This is a genomic window from Rhodoferax sp. PAMC 29310, from assembly GCF_017948265.1.
Taxonomy (GTDB): Bacteria; Pseudomonadota; Gammaproteobacteria; order Burkholderiales; family Burkholderiaceae_C; genus Rhodoferax.
Window position 1 is genome coordinate 1,545,989 of record NZ_CP072852.1, and the last position, 19,758, is coordinate 1,565,746.

Below are 19,758 nucleotides of genomic sequence, written 5' to 3' on the forward strand. Positions count from 1 at the left end.
ATGACACAAGCTGTATATAGATACAGCGAACAAAAGGCATCAGTATCATTGATGGCACCGGGTTGACTCCGGATTGGCTACATTTCACCGATGCAAAAAAATAATCAACCGTTGTCTATGCTGCAAATCCTAGTGTGCGGCGGGGCCATCGTGACCCTGTCCATGGGCATTCGCCATGGCTTTGGCCTATGGCTGCAACCCATCACGCAAAGCCAGGAATGGAGCCGGGAAACTTTTGCCTTTGCCATTGCGATTCAAAATCTCGCGTGGGGCGTATCGGGCATCTTTGCGGGCATGTTGGCCGACCGGTTTGGGGCCTTTCGGGTCATCCTGGCCGGCGCGGTGCTTTACGCGCTGGGATTGTTCGGCATGGCCACCGCCAGCAGCCCGTTGGTATTTACCATCACCGCAGGCGTTCTCATCGGCATAGCCCAGGCGGGCACAACGTATGCCGTGGTCTATGGCGTCATTGGACGCCATATTTCAGCCGACAAGCGCTCCTGGGCGATGGGCATCGCGGCAGCGGCCGGGTCATTCGGCCAATTCCTGATGGTGCCCACGGAAGGCTTTCTGATCAGCTCATTGGGGTGGCAGACGGCCTTGATGGTGCTGAGTGCCGCCGCGCTGCTGATGATTCCGCTGGCGTGGGGGCTGCGTGAACCTCTGTTCAGCAGTGGCGGTATTTTGCGCCGAGAACAATCCACTTGGGCTGCGCTGCAGGAGGCTTTCAAGTACCCCAGCTTTCAATTGCTGATGGCTGGCTATTTTGTGTGCGGCTTTCAGGTGGTTTTCATTGGCGTTCACATGCCCAGCTATTTGAAAGACCAGGGCCTGCCCCCGCAAGTGGCGGGCTACGCCCTGGCGCTGATTGGGCTTTTCAACGTCTTTGGCACCTATGCGTCGGGCGTGCTGGGGCAACGCTTGCCTAAGAAGAATATTCTGGCCTTTATCTACTTGTCACGCGCCGTGGTCATCAGCATCTTCCTGCTCGCGCCTTTGTCGCCCATGAGCGTCTATATTTTCTCGGCGGTAATTGGGCTGCTGTGGCTGTCCACGGTACCGGCCACCAATGCCGCCGTGGCTCAGATTTTTGGCGTCGCTCACCTCTCCATGCTGAGTGGTTTTGTGTTCTTCAGCCATCAAATTGGCTCGTTCCTTGGGGTTTGGCTGGGTGGCTACTTGTATGACCGCACCGGCAGTTATGACGTAGTTTGGTACATCGCCATCGGGCTCGGCGTCTTGGCCGCCTTGCTGAACCTGCCCATCAAGGAAGAATCTATCGTGCGTCAACCCACATTTAAAGCAGCCTAGATCCATGCTGACCTCTGGCAGGAAACGCGTGCTGAAAAGAGTTGGACTTCATGCGCTGGCGCTGATCGCCCTGCTGGGCGTGTTCGCGGCCTACCTTCGTCCTGATTTCTTGGTGAGCATGGCAGACCAACTTTGGTCCTGTTTCTAAACCGGGCACCGAACCAATGAACAACCCATCTCACGACCTCGGCACCCCATCCCCCTGGGTGCAACGCTGGTCCCACCTGATTCGCCCTGCGGGCAGCGCGCTGGACGTTGCCTGCGGCCGCGGACGACACTTGCGCTATCTGGCCGGCCAAGGCTATATCGTCACAGGCGTTGACCGCTCCGAGGAGGCGCTTCAGATCGCAAGTGGCCATGGAGACACGGTGCTAGCCGACATCGAGAATGAGCCTTGGCCACTAGTGGATCAACAGCAGGTTCGACAATTTGACGCTGTGGTCGTGACAAACTACCTGTGGCGTGCGCTCTTTCACGTACTCGAACAAAGCCTCGCGCCTGGTGGCGTCTTGCTCTACGAAACCTTCGCGCAAGGCAACGAAACCGTTGGCAAACCGTCCCGATCAGATTTCCTGCTTCGGCCAGGTGAGTTGCTGACGGCGTTCAAATCAATGCACATCATCGCCTATGAAGAAGGTTTTTTGAGTCAACCAGATCGTTTCGTGCAGCGGATTGCGGCAATCAAGCCAGCGCCGACGGCGACGCCAGCACCGATACCGGCGCGTTACACGCTCTAGTTAGAATGATCGTTTACAGATAACTCCCTATCCGACATGACATCCTCAACCCGCCCAATCACCGGCAGCATCGTGGCCCTTGTCACCCCCATGTTGGAGGATGGCAATGTGGATTACCCTGCATTGCGAAAACTGATCGACTGGCACATTGCCGAGGGTACTGACTGCATTGGTGCTGTGGGCACCACGGGGGAGTCACCCACGGTCAGCGTGGAAGAGCATTGTGAAATCATCCGCGTGTCGGTCGAGCAATCAGCAGGCCGGGCTCCGATCATGGCGGGTTGCGGTGCCAACTCTACGTCTGAGGCCATTGAACTGGCCCGCTTTGCCAAATCGGTGGGAGCTGACTGCCAACTGCAAGTCGTTCCCTACTACAACAAGCCAACCCAGGAAGGTCAGTACCTGCACTTCAAGGCCATCTCTGAGGCCGTCGATCTGCCGATGGTGCTGTACAACGTGCCTGGCCGCTCGGTGGCCGACATGGCGCATGAAACCGTGCTTCGACTGGCCCAACTGCCCGGGATTGTGGGTATCAAGGAGGCCACCGGCAATATCGACCGCGCCCAATGGTTGATTCGAGAGGCTCCAAAAGGATTTGCGATCTACTCGGGCGACGACCCAACCGCCGTTGCACTGATGCTGTGCGGCGGTCAAGGCAATATCAGCGTGACGGCCAACTTGGCGCCACGTCTTATGCACGAATTGTGTGTCGCAGCCATGACAGGCGACATTCAACGTGCCATGGAGATCCAATTCAAACTCATGCCGCTTCACAAGCACCTTTTCCTAGAATCCAATCCGATTCCCGTGAAATGGGCTGCGGCGAGAATGAAACTTTGCGGCCCCACTCTGCGCCTCCCCATGACCCCACTCACCCAAGGCAATGAAGCCGTGGTTGAAAAGGCAATGCGAGACTCTGGACTAATTTGATTGAGCCTAATCGGCTTTACTTGCGCACCTAAAGGACATTTTGTGAATAACTTCTCCAGGCTTGCACTACTGAGCGTAACCATGCTGGCGGCGACCGGATGCTCAGTCCTCAGCAGCGACAAACTTGACTACAAGAGCGCCGGAAAAGGCCCTTCCTTGGAAGTACCACCGGATTTGACTCAATTGGCTCGCGAGAACCGATATGCCATTCCCGGCGCACCGGTGACCGCTTCGTCGTTTCAGATCGGACAAGTCACTCAGTCCGTTCCCACGGCTGCCACCGTCATTGGCGATGTCCGAATTGAGCGCGCGGGCACGCAACGTTGGTTGGTCGTCAATCGTCCTGCCGACAAATTGTGGGAGCCAACCCGTGATTTTTGGCAGGAGAATGGCTTCTTGCTGACCATGGATCAGGCTAACTTGGGCATCATGGAAACCGACTGGGCTGAAAATCGCGCCAAACTGCCTCAAGATTTCATCCGAAATACCCTCGGCAAGGTTTTCGACTCACTCTACTCAACCAGCGAGCGTGATAAGTTCCGCACTCGCCTGGAACGTAATCCGGCAGGCGGCACCGACATCTTCATCAGCCACCGGGGCATGGTTGAGGTCTACAGCAGCGACAAAAAAGAGGGCACTGTATGGCAGCCACGCCCGGCAGACCCGGAGTTGGAAGCAGAGTTTCTGCGCCGTTTGATGGTGAAGCTAGGAGTCACTGAAGAGCAGTCCAAAGCACTGATCGCCGCAGATCCTCAAAAATCCACATCTCGCATCACTCAGGTCAATGGCCAGCCCGTGTTGCAAATTGACGACAGCTTCGACCGGGCATGGCGTCGCGTGGGCTTGGCGCTGGACCGCACTGGCTTCACTGTTGAAGACCGCGATCGCAGCAAAGGTGTCTATTTTGTACGCTATGTCGATCCAACAATTGACAAGTCAGAGCCTGGATTTTTCAGTGGTTTGTTTGGCGGCTCGAAAAAATCCAATCCCCCACAAAAATATCGAATTACTGTGGTCAGCCAGGACAACTCGACCACTGTGTCTGTCCTGAACACCGAGGGTGTACAGGAGGCGTCAGAGAACGCGAGCCGCATCATCAAAATACTGGCTACCGATTTGAAATAGTCGCCCGTCGGCGGCTGCAAAGCCGCTTGCTTCAGCCAAGCCACTCAACGTGGCAGGCAGAAACCGACATAAAAAAACCACCTTCCGGTGGTTTTTTTATGGAGAGAAGAAGTATTACTTCTTGACTTCAGCCGCGGCAGCGTCAGCGGCTTTCTTGACTCCCTCAGCAGCAGCATCAACAGCAGCGGCGCCAGAAGCAGCAGCAGCGTCAACAGCAGCAGTACCAGCAGCAGCGGCTGCGTCAACAGCAACAGCGCCTTTTTGAGCAGCAGCATCAACAGCGGCAGCGGCTTCAGTTGCAGCAGGAGCTACAGCGGCAGGCGCCTCTACCATTGGGGCTTCTTCTTTTTTACCGCAAGCAGACAATGCAGCAGCAGCGATGACAGCAGCCAGAACGAATGATTTATTCATTTTTAAATACCTAGTGAGTTAGCGAAAAATCTTAAAAACCTGTCAATGCGGATAAACCACAATGGCTAAGTAAAAATTTATTTTGTTATTTTTTACTCAGCGTCGAATTGTAGTCAAAATCCGGAAAAATTCGGCATGGGTTCTCAAACGGTATCAAATCAACAACACCCGCTTACAAGCCCAGAATCGAGGCGGAAAACCCTGTGGTGCTGGCGCGCAGGCGCTCTGACAGCGCCTCCCTCACACGGGCCTTCAGGGCGGGATCGGTGCCGCACAGCCCAGACTGGTGAACCGGGTCGGTCCTGTGCATGAACCACGCGGGACTCCAAATCGCACTCGGTACATCACCACGAGCGGGCTCATCGCAAACACGCGCTTCTATTAAATGGCCCCAAGTTCGGCGCCAAGCGACGAAACGCGGATGATGTCGGTGAACCTCGTCGTAACCGGTAGCCAGCAAGGTCAATCTTCGCCCCGCAACAGCCCACGCGTTTAATGATTCAATCACGACCGTTTGATTCAACGGCCAGTCCGAAAAATCGGCATCACTCAGAATAATTTCAGACCATCCGTCTGTTGCTGCTCGATGCAGGGCGTTCTGAACTAGAGCCTCAAACTCGACGCGTCCGGCAAATCGCCCGCTGGGCAAAAGACGTCCATCGCCGCCAGGGACTATTGGATTGAGATCAGACGCCATGTAACCACCCTGCTTCGCACCATGTTTGCAGCAACGCGCGAGCTTCGGCGCTGGCCCGACCGACGTCTTTCAGGGACAGCGCTCGCTCATCCGCCAATTGACGCATCAGGGTGGCATCTCGCCCCCCCGCCCGAAAGCTTTCACCGTTGATGAAGATATGACGCGCATCGAACATCATTTTCGTGCGGCGATCCAAGCGAATGGATTCGCTGGTTCCATCAACAGATTCGTTGCCTGGGTCAAACCAAACGCTGGCTTTTGGCTCGGTCATGTATTCGCCCAGCGCCCGCCCCAACGCATCGGGGTCTTGCAGGGCACCGCGCAAGGCATCATGCGCGAACTCCAGCATTTGCGGCGGAATTTCACTGGAGCGACTCACGGCCGGCTGTTGCGGGTCACGGTACAACGACTCTCCGACGAGGTCCTCCGCATCCTCAGCGAGGCGCTGCAGCACTTCCCGGGCGAGCTCTCCCCGATTGGGACTTCGGAATCCGATCGAATAGGTCATGCACTCCCCCTCGGCAATGCCGTCGTGGGCGTAGCGAGGCGGCAAATACAGCATATCGCCAGCCTCAAGCACAAACTCCTGCTCGGGAACAAAGTTGGCGAGGATTTTTAGAGGGACGTCGGGTTGCAATGACGTGTCCTTCTGTCGGCCGATTCGCCATCGCCGGCGCCCGTGGGCCTGGAGAAGAAACACGTCGTAACTGTCGGTATGAGGTCCAACGCCACCGCCATCACTGGCATAGCTGATCATCAAATCGTCCAGACGGGCGTCGGGCACAAACCGGAACTGATTCATCAAGTCATGTACCGCGTTGTGGTGCAGATCAACGCCCTGAACCAGCAGGGTCCAGCCCGGGCGCTTGAGGGCGGGAAAGGCACGCCGCTCAAAAGGGCCGTGCTTGAATCGCCAGCCCGGCACTTGCTCAGGCTCTTGAATCACCATCCGCGACTGGACGTCTTCGTCCGCCGCCATTTCAAACAAGGCCGAGCGATCCAGAAGCGGTTTAAAGCCAGGAATAGCCTGCCGCACCAATAGGGGCTTTTTCTGCCAATGGCGCTTCATGAATAATTGAGGGCTTAACCCGCCCAACAATTGCAAGGGCAAATCTACATTCATACGGTTCTCCAGTCACTGGGGGACATAAACACTCACTATTCGGATTGCGACAATTCTCCTATGGAAATCAATCAACAATGCGTGGTCGCCTTGACCTGGACCCTGAAAGACACTTTGGGCGAGGAACTGGACGTTCTTGACGACCCAGTCGAGTTTCTGATTGGTGGCGACGATCTATTCGCCGTCATTGAAGAGGCCTTGCAAGGCCATAGCGTGGGTGACTCGCTTGAATTGCAAGTTGAACCCGAACAGGGGTTTGGCGACTTCAACGACCAGCTCATCTTCTTGGAGGCTCGCTCACTCTTCCCCGCTGAAATCGAAGAAGGCATGACCTTTGAAGGTGCCTCACTGCCCGCAGGCTGCTCCGAACACGCCCCCAAAGACGCCTTGTACACCGTCACCGAGCTTTACCCGGACCATGTGGTGCTCGACGCCAACCACCCATTGGCGGGCATTGCGTTGCGAATCAGCCTGAAGGTGGACGGTGTTCGCGAAGCCACCGAGGAAGAAGTCGGCCGCGGATCCGCAGGCACCGGCTTCTTCAAAATTCAACCCATGTACGCTGCCGCCCCGGGCAGCGACAGCTTGCACTAAATCAGGATTTGCCTGTTGACCCGTAGCCCCCCTCCCCGCGCTCACTCGCGGGGAACTCGGTGACCACGTTGAACTGAGCCTGCACCACAGGCACGATGACCAGTTGGGCAATCCGCTCCATCGGCTCAATCGTGAAGGCGGTGTCACTGCGATTCCAGGCACTCACCATCAGTTGCCCCTGGTAGTCGCTGTCGATCAGCCCGACCAGGTTGCCCAAGACAATGCCATGCTTGTGACCCAAGCCCGAGCGAGGCAGAATAATGGCGGCAAAGTTGGGGTCTTGCAGGTAGATGGCAATGCCGGTCGGCACCAATTGCCAAGCGTTGGGCTGTAAAGTCAGCGGCTCATTCAGACAGGCGCGAAGGTCAAGCCCAGCGCTTCCGGGCGTCGCATAGGCAGGTAGCTGCTCCGCCATGCGGGCATCGATAATTTTGACGTCAATTTTCATTAGTTTTGGGCGCTAGCCCTTGTCCGAGTTGCGATACTAGCTATCAATTTACGAGCAAGTGACAACTTACTCGCACGAGCCATCTCTTGCGTCCCATCAGCATCGACCAGCAACAGGGCGTTGTCGTCTTGACCAAAAGTGGCCGGCCCAATGTTACCGACCAGCAGCGGCACCCCTTTGCGTAGTCGCTTTGCCTGGGCATTGGCCAGCAAATCATGACTTTCGGCGGCAAAACCAACGCAAAAAAGCGCCCCACTCTGTCCTCGCGGCGACTGCGCAACCGCAGCCAATATGTCCGGATTTTCAACAAAACTCAAAACAGGCGTCGCACCCGAACCGTCTTTCTTGATTTTTTGATCCGCGGCGTTGCCCGTGCGCCAATCAGCAACTGCGGCTGTGGCCACAAAAATGGTGGCCCGATCCACATGAGTCTGCACCGCAGACAACATGTCCCGGGCTGACTTGATGTCGACTCGATTCACCCCGCGCGGCGTTGGTAAGCCCACCGGCCCCGCGACCAAGGTCACATCGGCCCCTGCTTCCCGAGCAGCACAGGCAATCGCGAAGCCCATTTTTCCGCTAGACAGGTTGGTAATGCCCCGAACCGGGTCAATCGCCTCATAGGTGGGGCCGGCTGTAACCAAGACATGATGTCCTTTCAACACTTTGGGCTGAAAGAATGAGATGACATCGAGCAACAGCTCCTGTGGCTCCAACATGCGACCATCCCCGGTTTCGCCGCAAGCCTGATCGCCCTGCCCCACACCAAAGACCGTCGCACCATCCAACTCAAGTTGTTTGAGGTTGCGCTGGGTCGCCGGGTGCGCCCACATTTCACGGTTCATGGCTGGGGCAATCAACAACGGCACGGTTTCCAGGGGGCGCGCCAAACACAGCAGACTCAGCAACTCGTCGGCCCGCCCCTGCACCAATCGCGCCATAAAATCCGCGCTGCAAGGGGCGATCAAAATCGCATCCGCCTCACGACTCAGGTTGATATGGGGCATATTGTTGGGTTCTCGCGCATCCCATTGAGAGCCGTAGACCACACGCTGACTCAAAGCCTGCATCGTGATGGGCGTGATGAACTGTTCAGCCGCGGCGGTCATAACGACCTGAACGGTCGCGCCGGCCTTGGTCAAGGCCCGGCACAACTCTGCCGATTTGTAACAGGCAATGCCCCCCGTCAGCCCAAGAACAATGTGTTTTCCGTCAAGATCATTCATGGGCCGCAATGTAGCAGAGGACGAATCGCCTCCCCCTACGAACGCACCGACGTGGATTGCCCGCCCGTCGTCCAACTGGCCGACAGACTGCCAAAGACAGTGGCCCCTATAATCGTTCTTTACCAGCTACCCGAGCGTGCAGCGCTCTCTCTGACATGACCAAATTTGTCTTCGTCACCGGCGGCGTAGTGTCCTCCCTTGGCAAGGGAATCGCCTCAGCCTCTTTAGCAGCGATTCTGGAATCGCGTGGCCTTAAAGTCACCTTAATCAAGCTTGACCCCTACCTCAACGTCGATCCCGGCACCATGTCGCCCATGCAGCATGGCGAGGTGTTTGTTACCGACGACGGCGCCGAAACCGATCTGGACCTGGGCCACTATGAGCGCTTTGTGGAAACACGGATGCGCAAGGCCAACAACTTCACAACCGGCCAAATCTACAAAAGCGTCCTCGAAAAAGAGCGTCGCGGAGATTACCTGGGCAAGACCGTACAGGTCATCCCCCATGTGACCAACGAGATTCAGGACTTCATCAAACGTGGCGCTCGCATGGGCACGCCTGAAGCCGTTGATGTGGCTATTGTTGAAATCGGCGGAACCGTGGGCGATATTGAGTCGCTGCCATTCCTGGAAGCCGTGCGCCAAATGAGCCTCAAACTCGGCCCCAACAACAGCGCTTTTGTTCACCTGAGCTATGTGCCCTGGATTGCGGCCGCTGGCGAACTTAAAACTAAACCAACGCAGCACACTGCCAAACAACTGCGCGAAATCGGCATCCAGGCTGACGCCCTCATTTGCCGCGCAGATCGCCCGATTCCAGACGAAGAGCGTCAGAAAATTTCTCTATTTTCAAACGTGGCCGACTGGGGCGTCATTTCCATGTGGGACGTTGACACCATCTACAAAGTGCCGCGCATGCTGCATGAGCAGGGCCTGGATGGCCTAATTTGCGACAAGCTGCGCTTGAACACACCGCCAGCCAATCTGAAGCGCTGGGACGACTTGGTCTACGAAACTGCACATCCCCAAGGCGAAGTCAACGTCGCCATGGTGGGCAAATACGTCGACTTGAGCGACAGCTACAAGTCACTCAATGAAGCGCTTCGTCACGCCGGCATGAAAAACCATGTTCGAGTCAAGATTAACTACCTGGATTCCGAGGCCATCACACCCGAAAACGTGAAGCAGTTGGCTAAGTTTGATGCCATTTTGGTACCCGGCGGCTTTGGCGTTCGAGGCGTGGAAGGCAAGATCTGCGCAGCTCAATACGCCCGTGAAAACAAGGTGCCTTACCTTGGCATCTGCTTGGGTATGCAAGTGGCCACCATTGAATTTGCACGCCATGTTGCAGGCCTGAAAGACGCCAACAGCACCGAGTTTGCACCCAATGGCCCCCATCCGGTAATTGCCCTGATTACCGAGTGGAAGGACGAAGACGGCACCATCAAACAGCGCAATGAAAGCTCTGACCTGGGTGGCACCATGCGCTTGGGCGCGCAAAGCTCCGATGTCGTCAAAGACACTTTGGCCCATGACATCTATGGTGACGTGGTCACTGAGCGTCACCGCCATCGCTATGAGGCCAACGTCAACTATCTGGACGCCTTGCGCAAAGCCGGTTTGGTGATTTCGGCGCAAACACAACGGGAACAATTAACCGAGATTGTCGAGCTGCCCAAAGCCGCTCACCCTTGGTATGTCGGTGTCCAATTTCACCCAGAGTTCAAGTCAACACCCTGGGACGGCCACCCACTCTTCAATGCATTCATCAAGGCAGCCTTGGTGAATCAAGCGAATGAAGCACCTTCGAAAGCGGCACTCTGATGAAATTATGTGGTTTTGACATTGGCTTGGAAAAGCGTTTCTTTTTAATCGCCGGCCCTTGCGTGATTGAGTCAGAGCAACTGCAGATGGATACTGCAGGCACCCTGAAAGAGATCACCCAAAGCCTCGGCATCCCCTTTATTTTCAAAAGCAGCTTTGACAAGGCCAATCGCTCCAGCGGCGGCACCTTTCGCGGTCCCGGCATTGAAAAAGGTCTCGAAATTTTGGCAAAGGTTAAGCGGGAGCTTCAATTGCCCGTTCTGACCGACATTCACTCAGAAGACCAGATTGCGCAAGTGGCGTCCGTGGTCGACGTGTTGCAAACCCCAGCGTTTCTATGTCGCCAAACTGACTTCATCCGCGCTGTGGCCCAGTCAGGAAAACCCGTCAATATCAAAAAAGGCCAGTTTTTGGCACCCGGTGACATGAAAAACGTCATCGACAAAGCCCGTGCCGCAGCCCGCGAGATGGGTCTCAACGAAGACAACTTCATGGCCTGCGAACGCGGCGCCAGCTTTGGCTACAACAACCTGGTGAGCGACATGCGCTCACTGGCCATCATGCGAGACACGGCGGCTCCCGTCGTCTTTGACGCCACCCATTCGGTTCAGCTTCCTGGTGGCAATGGCACCAGCAGCGGCGGACAGCGCGAAATGGTTCCGGTGCTGGCCCGCGCTGCCGTTGCAGTAGGCATCGCCGGGTTGTTCATGGAAACTCACCCGGACCCTAGCAAGGCGATGAGTGATGGCCCCAACGCCGTGCCGCTGAAGCACATGAAAGCGCTTCTCGAAACCTTGGTCGCTCTGGATGCTGTGACAAAGAAAAATGGCTTCCTGGAAAACAGTTTCAACGCCTAAAGCTTAAATTCCCATGAGCAGTGCCTACATCATCGCCAACGTCACAGTCACCAACCCAGCTCAGTACGAAGAGTACAAAAAATGGTCAAGCGCCGCCATGCAGGCCTACAGTGCGGAGGTTTGCGTGCGCGGCGGCAAAGTGGAGTTGATAGAAGGCGACTGGATGCCGGAGCGGTTGGTTATTCTAAAATTCCCGAGCTGGGAAGCGGCCCAAGTGTTCAACGCCTCGCCCGAATACGGCAAGGCGCGCACCGCCCGACAGGGCGCCGCCATCATGCGCATGATCCTCGTTGAGGGTGTGTAGTTGTTTCCCTTTTGTTTTGTTCTAGAAAGAATTCAATGAGTGCAATTGTTGACATCGTCGGTCGCGAAATCCTTGATTCACGCGGCAATCCCACTGTCGAGTGCGACGTTCTTCTCGAATCCGGCACCATGGGCCGGGCGGCAGTGCCCTCCGGCGCCTCCACAGGCAGCCGCGAAGCCATGGAGCTGCGCGATGGCGACCAGTCACGTTACTTGGGCAAAGGCGTGCTGAAAGCCGTTGAGCACATCAACACCGAGATTTCCGAAGCCGTTTTGGGCCTGGACGCCTCAGAGCAAGCCTTCCTGGATCGCACATTGATTGATCTGGACGGAACAGAAAACAAATCGCGCCTCGGCGCCAACGCCATGCTGGCTGTGTCCATGGCCGTTGCACGTGCTGCTGCTGAAGAGTCGGGCTTGCCCTTGTACCGCTATTTTGGAGGCATGGGTGCCGTACAAATGCCCGTACCCATGATGAACGTGGTCAACGGTGGCGCGCATGCGAACAACAACCTTGACCTGCAAGAGCTCATGATCATTCCGGTTGGCGCACCCAGCTTCCGGGAAGCCGTTCGCTATGGCGCTGAAGTGTTTCATGCCCTCAAGAAAATCTTGCATGACAAAGGCATGAGCGTTGCAGTTGGCGACGAGGGTGGCTTTGCCCCTAATGTTGACAGCCATGAAGCGGCCATTTTGCTGATTCTTGAGGCCATTGAAAAAGCGGGATTTGTCGCTGGCGAACAAATCGCCCTGGGACTGGACTGCGCAGCCAGCGAGTTCTATAAAGACGGCAAGTACCACCTCGAGGGTGAAGGCTTGGTTTTGAGCTCCGCTGAGTGGATCGACATGATGGCCACATGGGTCGACAAATACCCCATCATCAGCATCGAAGATGGCATGGCCGAAAACGACTGGGACGGTTGGAAGCTGTTGACCGATCGTTTGGCCAAAAAGGTCCAAATTGTGGGCGACGACTTGTTTGTCACCAACACCAAGATTCTCAAAGAAGGCATTGACAAGGGAATTGCCAATTCGATCCTGATCAAGATCAATCAAATTGGCACTTTGACAGAGACGTTTGAAGCCATCGAAATGGCCAAGCGGGCGGGTTACACCGCGGTCATCAGCCATCGCTCAGGTGAGACTGAGGACTCCACGATTTCCGACATCGCCGTTGGAACCAACGCGGGTCAAATCAAAACCGGCTCCCTGAGCCGCTCTGATCGTATGGCCAAGTACAACCAATTGTTGCGCATCGAAGAGGACTTGGGTGATGTGGCCGTCTACCCAGGTCGCGCGGCGTTTTACAACCTCCGTTAACACGTGCCAGCCCCTGGGTTTGAGATCAAAACCCTGCCCCTCCTCGCTTGGCGGGGTAGTGTTGTAAATCGTCTTTCTTCAGGGGTCTGATCTTGGGAAATCGTGTTGTCCCAGCCCTCTTGATCACCTTGCTTGTGATACTTCACGCACAGCTATGGTTTGGCCGTGGCAGTGTGCCCAATGTTGCCTTGCTGGTCGAGCAACTCAAGACTCAAAAACAACAGAACGAGCAAGCCCGACTCGCCAACGAACAGTTGAGCGCCGAAGTTAGGGACCTTAAAGAAGGTCTCGATATGGTGGAGGAGAAGGCCCGACTGGAGCTCGACATGGTGAAACCCAACGAAATTTACGTTCAGATTGCCAAGTGACTCCTAGGCAATTGGGCACTCCTTGGAAAATCGCGATATTGGGGGCTGAGTGCACCGGCAAATCCGTGATGTCACAAGCGCTGGCCAAGCGTCTTTCGGATGTTGGCACCCTCGCTATTTGGGTGCCCGAAGTTTTGCGGGAATGGTGTAATCAGGAAGGCCGCCCACCATTGGCACATGAACAAGTGGACGTGGCATTGGAACAGATGCATCGGATTGAGTCGGCCTCCAGCTGTGACTATCTCATTGCGGACACTCATCCGCTAATGACCGCCATCTACAGCGAGCTGTATTTCTCGGACTCTTCGCTTTATCCCATGGCGCTCGAGCACCTTCGTCAATTTGATTTGACGCTTGTCATGGGGATGGACCTCGACTGGAAAGCCGACGGCATTCAACGCGATGGACCGGTCATGCGCCAGCAGGCTAATACTCGACTGCGTCAGGTACTGGATAGCGAGTCCATACCTTATACGGTGATTTACGGTACGGGCGGCACGCGCGCTGACAGTGCCCTGCAAGCCATTGCCCACACGACAAAGTCGGATGATCCGAGATCTGCCGAGAAGACCAAACCTTGGGTCTGGAACTGTGAAAAATGCAGCGATGCCCAATGCGAACACCGCATGTTCACAGGACAACTTCACATTGGCAAGCCCTAGCCTGCTAGTGCGGCGCTTGAAATAGAACGACCGCGCAAGGCGGTCGTGATTGAAATTACTGCACTTCGTCCGTGGATGGCGGCAGCACCGTCAGGGCCCGAAAAATCTGCTCAATATCGATCGGGTCGAACTGGTAGTGCTTGCCACAAAACTCACACCCCACTTCAACGTTACCCCGCTCCAGCAGGATGCTCTTGGCTTCGTCTTCTCCTAGACCTTCCAGCATGCGAGCAACCCGCTCCCGACTGCAGGAGCAAGAGAAACGCGGCGCTGCGTCGCCTTCAACAGGCTCAAAGCGAATTATTTTCTCCTCCCAGAACAGCCGCCGGAGAATGGTGTCAACGTCCAGAGTCAAAAGTTCTTCGCGCTTGAGGCTGGAGGCCAGGATGGAGATGCGGTTGAAGTGTTCATTCACACCGATCTCGTCCTCATTGGCCTCACTCACCATGCTGCCTGCCAGGTTGCCGACGCCTTCAAGTGGTAGGCGTTGAATCAACAATCCGGCCGCCACTTTGTCGTCGGCCGCCAACACCATCGTGGTGTCCAATTGCTCACTCTGCAGCATGTAGTGCTCCAACACGTTGCTCAACTTCTCTATCTTTTCGCCTTTGTCGCCAAACAAAGGCACGACACCTTGATAAGGTTGTTGGCCGGGGAAACGCGTTTTGGGGTCCAACGTAATCGCGCATTTCCCTTCATTGCTCACATTCACCATGGCGCTAAGTCGAGCGTCAGCGGGAACCTCACCGATGACGGTTGCAGTCGCCCGCAAGCCAAAATCTGGTTGCACCTCGGCCACTGCCAGTTTGACGGGCCCGTCGCCGAATATCTGGAGAATCAAAGACCCATTGAACTTGATATTGGATTGCATCAAAGTGGCCGCAGCCACCATTTCACCCAGCATGTCCCGCACAGGCTCTGGGTAAGCATTTGACTCACCCGCTGACGCCCGGCGTTGAAGAATTTCAGTCCACGCGTCGGTCAGGCGCACCACCACACCCCGCACCGGCAAACCATCAAATAAAAATTTGTGAATCTCTGACACTCAACTATTCCAATCGTTTTAATATATTTTCAAACCCATCCGGTCCAGCAACCAGATTCAGGAAATTTTCCTCAGACCCATGCGAAAGCGCTTGGCATTTTCGACGTAGTGCAACGCGCTTTGTCGCAAGCCTTCGATCTGCTCAGGGCTAAGTTGACGTATCACTCTTGCAGGGCTACCCAAAATCATGGACCCGTCAGCAAACTCCTTGCCTTCGGTGACCAATGCGCCCGCCCCCACCAAGCAGTTTTTCCCAATTTTTGCGCCATTGAGGACCACCGCACCAATACCAATCAGGGAATTATCGCCAACGGTACAGCCATGAAGCATCACCTTGTGGCCCACAGTCACCCCCTGACCCACCACCAAGGGCATGCCCACGTCCGCATGTAAAACGCTCATGTCCTGAATATTGGAGCCTTTGCCAACGGTGATGGTCTCGGTATCACCCCGAATCACAACGCCAAACCAAACATTGGCATCGTCTGCCAACTCAACATTCCCCATCACCTGAGCGCTGTCGGCCACCCACGCCGAAGTCGACACCTGGGGGCTGGCCCCTCCTAGCTCATATATTGCCATGCTCGTTCCTTATTCAACTTGCCTAGAATTGTAGGGATTGAGCCCGCACCATGACGCTTCCCCACATAAACACCCCAAACACCACCCCGCTACCCTCAATGCGAATGCTGGCACGGCAGTTGATAAGAATTGAATCACCTGACCAAAAGGCAGACGAAGTCCGTGGAATCGAGTCGAAAGACCTGAGCATCGACGCCAGTGAGAAGATTGACTGTGTACAAGGTATTCCCGGCCGGCCAAATCGCCCCGCCCTTGTGCATCCAGGTCAACTGAAGCCGCGTGCGGTCGGAACGATTGAGGGACGGGCGACTTTGATTCATGCTTTGGCTCATATCGAAGCCAATGCCGTGAATTTGGCACTCGACGTGATTTGGCGATTTGAGGGAATGCCCGAGCGCTTCTACCTGGACTGGCTCCAGGTTGCCCGAGAAGAAGCCCTGCACTTTCAACTTCTGCGCGATCACCTTCGCACATTGGGCTACTCCTACGGCGATTTCCCCGCCCACGACGGCCTATGGGAGATGGCAGAAAAAACCAAAGGTAGTCTGATCGCCCGACTTGCCTTGGTGCCGCGCACCCTGGAAGCGCGTGGGCTGGATGTGACACCCACGATACGGACCAAGTTGATCTCGGTCAGTGACCGTGCCGGAGCGGCCATTCTGGACATCATCCTCCGCGATGAAATTGGGCATGTGGCGATTGGCAATCACTGGTACCGCCATCTGTGCGCGCAAAACCAACTTGACCATGTCAGCACCTACGCAACTTTGGCTCGCACCTATGGAGCAAAACCCCTGAAGGGTCCATTTAACTTAGACGCCAGACGCGCAGCGGGGTTTGACGAAACCGAGTTATCCGTGCTGGGCGGGTGATTTTATTGTCATACTGTCAGCAACGCATTCCCTGCGTTTCTAGAATCAGCCCACTACCTCACGCCTAGCACCATGCCCAACCTGCCAGATCCATTACCTTGGCCCGAAGCCGTTGCGCCGGACACGACTGCATTTGCCCGGCAAGCCATATTGAACCTCAACCGCACGATCTTTGGCTTTGAGCTATTTGATCGATCCCTGGCGCAGGGGACACACACCTCCGCCAGTGACGCGGCGCTGTTATTCAATGTGCTGTCCCACGCCGAGTGTGAGGTCTTGATGCAGCGCAAGATCATCTTTATCAATTGCACGCACGACACGCTGGCCAGTGGACACCTTGAGCTGGTGCCCCCTGAGCGCGTTGTCCTGGAACTCCCCCCTCTCGACGCCCCCCAGCGTGACGATGTAGAGACTCATTTGATGGCGTTGACCGACATCCGGCGACGCGGATTTCGCTTGGCATTTGACCAATCCGTCTTGACCGAACCCCACCTCAGCTGGCGGCCATTGGCATCGTTCATCAAAATTGATATTTCACATGCCTCAGAGAGCGAGCTCTCAGCATGGGTGCAAATGGCCCGACAAAACCCAAAAGCCCGACTGATCGCAGAGAAAGTCGAGACCGAAGCGCAGTTCGCGATGGCGCAAGACTTGGGGTTCACATTGTTTCAAGGCTATTGGTTTGCCAAGCCCATTTTGCTTAGCGGTAAAACGGTTCGCCCCGCTCAGGCCGCCATCATCCAGTTGATAAATTTGGTCCGTCAACAAGCCAGCACCGCCCAGATCGAAGATGTGCTCAAGCGCGATCCGACTCTGTCGTTCAATCTGCTGCGCTTTATCAACTCCGCCGGCTTTGGTTTGAAGCACGAAATCACATCTTTCCGTCATGCGGTGATGATGCTGGGCCTCAAAAAGTTGTTTCGATGGGCGGCTTTGCTGCTGACCACCTCGCAGGGCGCTGGAACCTCCCCCGCTGTGGCCAATTTGGCAGTCGTGCGTGGCCGGCTGATGGAGTTGTTGGCGGCGGATTCACTCACGCCGGAGGAATGCGACAACGCCTTTGTCGTAGGCGTTTTTTCGATGCTGGACACGCTTCTTGGCATGCCGCTGGCACAAGCCATCGAAGCCATCGCCCTTCCAGACACCGTTGTCGACGCGCTGCTTCACAAGCAGGGCCTGCTGGCGCCCTATCTGGAGTTGACCGTTGCCTGTGAAAATGCCGATGACGCGATGTTTGCCAAAGCCAGTGCCACTTTGAAGCTATCGAGCCAACAAGTGAATTGGGCTCACCTGCAGGCGCTCTCCTGGACTGAGACCCTCGTCGACTAAGGCCTCGATGGCGCTACGGGTTATCCCCGCGGATGGTGCTGGGCATGCAAAACTTTCAGCCGCTCTCGGGCCACATGGGTGTAGATCGTGGTCGTCGAGATATCAGCGTGCCCCAAGAGCATTTGCACAGCGCGCAAATCCGCCCCGTGGTTCAGCAAATGGGTGGCAAACGCATGGCGCAAGGTGTGCGGCGACAACGGCGCGGTGATACCGGCCTGGAGTGCATATTTTTTGACAATCATCCAGAACATCACCCGGCTCATGGCGGTGCCCGCTTTAAGCCCGCGCATCGTCACAAAGAGATCTTCGGTTTGCTTCCCCTCCAGCAGTTGCGGCCGATCCGACGCCAGGTAGCGCCCAAGCCAGTGACTGGCCACCTCGCCAAAAGGAACCAGACGCTCCTTGTTGCCTTTGCCCAGCACCCGCAGCACATTGTCCGAAAGACTGACATTGAACACACTCAATTCCACTAATTCGCCCACGCGCAAGCCGGAGGCATACATCAACTCCAGCATCGTGCGGTCCCGCGCGCCCAATGACGAACTGGTGTCAGGTGCCGCCAGCAAGGCCTCAACCTGCGCTTCAGTCAGCGTTTTGGGCACCCGCAAGGCTTGACGGGCCGCCCGTAACTTGAGGGTGGGGTCCGCAGAGATACGGCGCTCGCGCAATGCCCAGTGAAAATAGCGCTTAAACACAGTCAGGCGTCGATTGGCGGTCGTCGCCTTGCTGGTGGCGTGCTGGGCTGAGAAATAGGCATTCAATTCCATCTCCTGCACGTCAACCAAACTCTTTGATCGCCCTGTCAGCCAGGTGGCAAAAAGCGTCAAGTCCCGTCGATAGGCCAACAACGTGTTCCTGGAAAGCCCCTCTTCCAGCCACAAGGCATCAATGAAAGCATCCACCTCGGCAAGATCAGTGCCGGTCGGCGCAATAGTCGTTGTGTAATTTGCATCGCGGGTCATGTGCCGTCAATATACCGCCAGCGTAGCCTTTGATCGGACTGGCCTGAACTCCTCTGCGCTTCGTTGGCCACACTAGCGCTGGTATCCTCGCCCGGTGTATTACGCCCAACTCCTATTTCCCGACTTTTCTCTGATTCTGATTGGATACCTGATCTGTCAGTTCACAGCCCTCAACCGCCCCGTTTGGCAGCATGTGGAAGGCGTGGTTTATTACGTGCTGTTTCCTGTGCTGCTGTTTCACTCCATCGTCAAAAGCCCGCTGGATCTGCGTGCCGCCTCCAGCCTGATTGGTGCTGGTTGGTCCATGGGCCTCACTGGCATCGCAATGGCTTATGTTTTGCCCCATTTGCCAGGTTTTCAGCGTTGGATTCCGAAACGTGAACATGCTGCTAGCGCACAAGTCGCTTTTCGATTCAATTCATTTATCGGACTGGCCTTGATGGACCGGTTGGCGGGCCCGCAGGGCGTGCTGATGATCGCTGTGTTGATCGGGGTCTGCGTGCCGCTGTTCAATGTGGCAGCGGTCTGGCCCATGGCGCGCCATGCCCAACGAGGGTTTCTGCGTGAACTGGTGCGAAACCCACTCATCATTGCCACGGCGTCCGGTTTAACCGCCAATATTCTGGGCTTTACCCTTCCAGCCCTTCTTGAACCCCCGGTGACTCGTATTGGTGCTGCCTCGCTGGCTCTGGGTCTGATGTCGGCCGGTGCCGGTATGCAATTTGGGGCACTCCGGCTATACAAAACTTTGGGCATCAGCTTGCTGGCCATTCGTCACTTTCTACTGCCACTGGTTGCTCTTGGGTTTGCGCGTGTGTTTCAACTCGATCCAACGCAAACCATGGTTTTGCTCGCGTTTTCAGCCCTGCCCACGGCATCGAGCTGCTACGTGTTGGCCGCCCGCATGGGTTATGACGGCGCCTTTGTTGCCGGGCTGGTGACCTTGTCCACGGTTTTGGGCGTATTCAGCTTGCCCTTTGCGCTTGGCGTGTTGACGGGATTGTAAGACCGGCATGGATGTCAAAACGCTATT

The 19,758-nt window shown here is 56.0% G+C and carries 22 protein-coding genes; 14 read left to right on the forward strand and 8 right to left on the reverse strand.

Annotated elements, in window-relative coordinates; all coding sequences use genetic code 11:
- Nucleotides 1–117: 117 nt before the first annotated feature.
- The 4 genes from J8G15_RS07050 to bamC all read left to right on the forward strand — a co-directional run bounded on the left by J8G15_RS07050 (nucleotide 118) and on the right by bamC (nucleotide 4,103).
- Nucleotides 118–1,311 (forward strand): MFS transporter, encoded by a 1,194-nt coding sequence (locus J8G15_RS07050; RefSeq protein ID WP_240538473.1) that lies wholly within the window; start codon nucleotides 118–120, stop codon nucleotides 1,309–1,311.
- Between the two features lie 164 nt (nucleotides 1,312–1,475).
- Complete coding sequence (locus J8G15_RS07055) at nucleotides 1,476–2,048, forward strand: bifunctional 2-polyprenyl-6-hydroxyphenol methylase/3-demethylubiquinol 3-O-methyltransferase UbiG (protein ID WP_210546796.1); 573 nt, start codon at nucleotides 1,476–1,478, stop codon at nucleotides 2,046–2,048.
- A gap of 36 nt (nucleotides 2,049–2,084) precedes the next feature.
- Nucleotides 2,085–2,978: a 4-hydroxy-tetrahydrodipicolinate synthase gene (gene dapA, locus J8G15_RS07060; protein WP_210546797.1), complete on the forward strand. Its 894-nt coding sequence runs from the start codon at nucleotides 2,085–2,087 to the stop codon at nucleotides 2,976–2,978.
- Between the two features lie 42 nt (nucleotides 2,979–3,020).
- On the forward strand, nucleotides 3,021–4,103 hold the full coding sequence (gene bamC, locus J8G15_RS07065; protein ID WP_240538474.1) for an outer membrane protein assembly factor BamC: 1,083 nt from the start codon (nucleotides 3,021–3,023) through the stop codon (nucleotides 4,101–4,103).
- Nucleotides 4,104–4,147: 44 nt separating this feature from the next.
- Here the strand turns inward: bamC and J8G15_RS22040 are convergent, their stop codons facing one another.
- From J8G15_RS22040 to J8G15_RS07080, 3 genes are all read right to left on the reverse strand, one after another.
- Complete coding sequence (locus tag J8G15_RS22040; protein WP_210546798.1) at nucleotides 4,148–4,378, reverse strand: hypothetical protein; 231 nt, start codon at nucleotides 4,376–4,378, stop codon at nucleotides 4,148–4,150.
- Between the two features lie 308 nt (nucleotides 4,379–4,686).
- Nucleotides 4,687–4,824 carry a hypothetical protein gene (locus tag J8G15_RS22045; protein ID WP_370627507.1) on the reverse strand — a complete coding sequence of 46 codons (138 nt, stop codon included), beginning with the start codon at nucleotides 4,822–4,824 and terminating at the stop codon, nucleotides 4,687–4,689.
- A 376-nt stretch (nucleotides 4,825–5,200) separates the two neighbouring features.
- Nucleotides 5,201–6,334, reverse strand: a complete 1,134-nt coding sequence (locus J8G15_RS07080; RefSeq protein ID WP_210546800.1) for a cupin domain-containing protein — start codon at nucleotides 6,332–6,334, stop codon at nucleotides 5,201–5,203.
- A 60-nt stretch (nucleotides 6,335–6,394) separates the two neighbouring features.
- Between J8G15_RS07080 and J8G15_RS07085 the strand changes: the two genes are divergently transcribed.
- Nucleotides 6,395–6,928 carry a peptidylprolyl isomerase gene (locus J8G15_RS07085; RefSeq protein WP_210546801.1) on the forward strand — a complete coding sequence of 178 codons (534 nt, stop codon included), beginning with the start codon at nucleotides 6,395–6,397 and terminating at the stop codon, nucleotides 6,926–6,928.
- Nucleotide 6,929: 1 nt separating this feature from the next.
- Here J8G15_RS07085 and dut read toward each other — a convergent pair whose 3' ends face one another.
- Both dut and coaBC read right to left on the reverse strand, forming a co-directional pair.
- The gene (gene dut / locus J8G15_RS07090; protein ID WP_210546802.1) at nucleotides 6,930–7,376 is read right to left on the reverse strand and encodes a dUTP diphosphatase; all 447 of its coding nucleotides are present in this window, start codon (nucleotides 7,374–7,376) and stop codon (nucleotides 6,930–6,932) included.
- A complete protein-coding gene (gene coaBC, locus J8G15_RS07095; protein ID WP_210546803.1) occupies nucleotides 7,376–8,602 on the reverse strand; it encodes a bifunctional phosphopantothenoylcysteine decarboxylase/phosphopantothenate--cysteine ligase CoaBC in 1,227 nt (408 codons plus the stop codon). The genes dut and coaBC overlap by 1 nt, the downstream gene beginning before the upstream one ends.
- Nucleotides 8,603–8,757: 155 nt before the next feature.
- Here coaBC and J8G15_RS07100 point away from each other — a divergent pair, with 155 nt between their 5' ends.
- From J8G15_RS07100 to J8G15_RS07125, 6 genes are all read left to right on the forward strand, one after another.
- A complete protein-coding gene (locus tag J8G15_RS07100) occupies nucleotides 8,758–10,425 on the forward strand; it encodes a CTP synthase (protein ID WP_210546804.1) in 1,668 nt (555 codons plus the stop codon).
- Entirely contained in the window at nucleotides 10,425–11,282 is an 858-nt protein-coding gene (kdsA, locus tag J8G15_RS07105) for a 3-deoxy-8-phosphooctulonate synthase (RefSeq protein ID WP_210546805.1), read from the forward strand. Before J8G15_RS07100 ends, kdsA begins: the two co-directional genes overlap by 1 nt.
- A gap of 13 nt (nucleotides 11,283–11,295) precedes the next feature.
- Nucleotides 11,296–11,586: a DUF1330 domain-containing protein gene (locus J8G15_RS07110; RefSeq protein ID WP_210546806.1), complete on the forward strand. Its 291-nt coding sequence runs from the start codon at nucleotides 11,296–11,298 to the stop codon at nucleotides 11,584–11,586.
- Between the two features lie 35 nt (nucleotides 11,587–11,621).
- On the forward strand, nucleotides 11,622–12,905 hold the full coding sequence (gene eno / locus J8G15_RS07115) for a phosphopyruvate hydratase (RefSeq protein WP_210546807.1): 1,284 nt from the start codon (nucleotides 11,622–11,624) through the stop codon (nucleotides 12,903–12,905).
- Between the two features lie 92 nt (nucleotides 12,906–12,997).
- Nucleotides 12,998–13,273, forward strand: coding sequence for a septum formation initiator family protein (locus J8G15_RS07120; protein WP_210546808.1), 276 nt, complete (start codon nucleotides 12,998–13,000; stop codon nucleotides 13,271–13,273).
- A 68-nt stretch (nucleotides 13,274–13,341) separates the two neighbouring features.
- Entirely contained in the window at nucleotides 13,342–13,935 is a 594-nt protein-coding gene (locus J8G15_RS07125; RefSeq protein ID WP_240538476.1) for an AAA family ATPase, read from the forward strand.
- Between the two features lie 55 nt (nucleotides 13,936–13,990).
- Here the strand turns inward: J8G15_RS07125 and J8G15_RS07130 are convergent, their stop codons facing one another.
- Together J8G15_RS07130 and J8G15_RS07135 are read right to left on the reverse strand one after the other, a co-directional pair.
- Nucleotides 13,991–14,980, reverse strand: a complete 990-nt coding sequence (locus J8G15_RS07130) for an Hsp33 family molecular chaperone HslO (RefSeq protein ID WP_210546810.1) — start codon at nucleotides 14,978–14,980, stop codon at nucleotides 13,991–13,993.
- A gap of 57 nt (nucleotides 14,981–15,037) precedes the next feature.
- On the reverse strand, nucleotides 15,038–15,562 hold the full coding sequence (locus J8G15_RS07135) for a gamma carbonic anhydrase family protein (RefSeq protein ID WP_210546811.1): 525 nt from the start codon (nucleotides 15,560–15,562) through the stop codon (nucleotides 15,038–15,040).
- Between the two features lie 50 nt (nucleotides 15,563–15,612).
- Here J8G15_RS07135 and J8G15_RS07140 point away from each other — a divergent pair, with 50 nt between their 5' ends.
- On the forward strand, nucleotides 15,613–16,434 hold the full coding sequence (locus tag J8G15_RS07140; RefSeq protein WP_240538477.1) for a ferritin-like domain-containing protein: 822 nt from the start codon (nucleotides 15,613–15,615) through the stop codon (nucleotides 16,432–16,434).
- Between the two features lie 72 nt (nucleotides 16,435–16,506).
- Nucleotides 16,507–17,763 carry an EAL and HDOD domain-containing protein gene (locus J8G15_RS07145; protein ID WP_210546812.1) on the forward strand — a complete coding sequence of 419 codons (1,257 nt, stop codon included), beginning with the start codon at nucleotides 16,507–16,509 and terminating at the stop codon, nucleotides 17,761–17,763.
- A 20-nt stretch (nucleotides 17,764–17,783) separates the two neighbouring features.
- Here J8G15_RS07145 and xerD read toward each other — a convergent pair whose 3' ends face one another.
- Nucleotides 17,784–18,725, reverse strand: coding sequence for a site-specific tyrosine recombinase XerD (xerD, locus tag J8G15_RS07150; RefSeq protein ID WP_210546813.1), 942 nt, complete (start codon nucleotides 18,723–18,725; stop codon nucleotides 17,784–17,786).
- Between the two features lie 94 nt (nucleotides 18,726–18,819).
- Here xerD and J8G15_RS07155 point away from each other — a divergent pair, with 94 nt between their 5' ends.
- Entirely contained in the window at nucleotides 18,820–19,731 is a 912-nt protein-coding gene (locus J8G15_RS07155) for an AEC family transporter (RefSeq protein WP_210546814.1), read from the forward strand.
- The last annotated feature ends 27 nt before the right edge of the window (nucleotides 19,732–19,758 follow it).

Excerpts from the sequence above, each read along its gene's own strand:
- J8G15_RS07050 (WP_240538473.1), top strand. The coding sequence starts at position 118 with ATGCTGCAAATCCTAGTGTGCGGCGGGGCCATCGTGACCCTGTCCATG.
- J8G15_RS07055 (WP_210546796.1), top strand. The coding sequence starts at position 1,476 with ATGAACAACCCATCTCACGACCTCGGCACCCCATCCCCCTGGGTGCAA.
- dapA (WP_210546797.1), top strand. The coding sequence starts at position 2,085 with ATGACATCCTCAACCCGCCCAATCACCGGCAGCATCGTGGCCCTTGTC.
- J8G15_RS22040 (WP_210546798.1), bottom strand. The coding sequence starts at position 4,378 with ATGCTGCTGCTCAAAAAGGCGCTGTTGCTGTTGACGCAGCCGCTGCTG.
- J8G15_RS22045 (WP_370627507.1), bottom strand. The coding sequence starts at position 4,824 with ATGCACAGGACCGACCCGGTTCACCAGTCTGGGCTGTGCGGCACCGAT.
- J8G15_RS07080 (WP_210546800.1), bottom strand. The coding sequence starts at position 6,334 with ATGAATGTAGATTTGCCCTTGCAATTGTTGGGCGGGTTAAGCCCTCAA.
- J8G15_RS07085 (WP_210546801.1), top strand. The coding sequence starts at position 6,395 with ATGGAAATCAATCAACAATGCGTGGTCGCCTTGACCTGGACCCTGAAA.
- dut (WP_210546802.1), bottom strand. The coding sequence starts at position 7,376 with ATGAAAATTGACGTCAAAATTATCGATGCCCGCATGGCGGAGCAGCTA.
- coaBC (WP_210546803.1), bottom strand. The coding sequence starts at position 8,602 with ATGAATGATCTTGACGGAAAACACATTGTTCTTGGGCTGACGGGGGGC.
- J8G15_RS07100 (WP_210546804.1), top strand. The coding sequence starts at position 8,758 with ATGACCAAATTTGTCTTCGTCACCGGCGGCGTAGTGTCCTCCCTTGGC.
- kdsA (WP_210546805.1), top strand. The coding sequence starts at position 10,425 with ATGAAATTATGTGGTTTTGACATTGGCTTGGAAAAGCGTTTCTTTTTA.
- J8G15_RS07110 (WP_210546806.1), top strand. The coding sequence starts at position 11,296 with ATGAGCAGTGCCTACATCATCGCCAACGTCACAGTCACCAACCCAGCT.
- eno (WP_210546807.1), top strand. The coding sequence starts at position 11,622 with ATGAGTGCAATTGTTGACATCGTCGGTCGCGAAATCCTTGATTCACGC.
- J8G15_RS07125 (WP_240538476.1), top strand. The coding sequence starts at position 13,342 with ATGTCACAAGCGCTGGCCAAGCGTCTTTCGGATGTTGGCACCCTCGCT.
- J8G15_RS07135 (WP_210546811.1), bottom strand. The coding sequence starts at position 15,562 with ATGGCAATATATGAGCTAGGAGGGGCCAGCCCCCAGGTGTCGACTTCG.
- J8G15_RS07140 (WP_240538477.1), top strand. The coding sequence starts at position 15,613 with ATGACGCTTCCCCACATAAACACCCCAAACACCACCCCGCTACCCTCA.
- J8G15_RS07145 (WP_210546812.1), top strand. The coding sequence starts at position 16,507 with ATGCCCAACCTGCCAGATCCATTACCTTGGCCCGAAGCCGTTGCGCCG.
- xerD (WP_210546813.1), bottom strand. The coding sequence starts at position 18,725 with ATGACCCGCGATGCAAATTACACAACGACTATTGCGCCGACCGGCACT.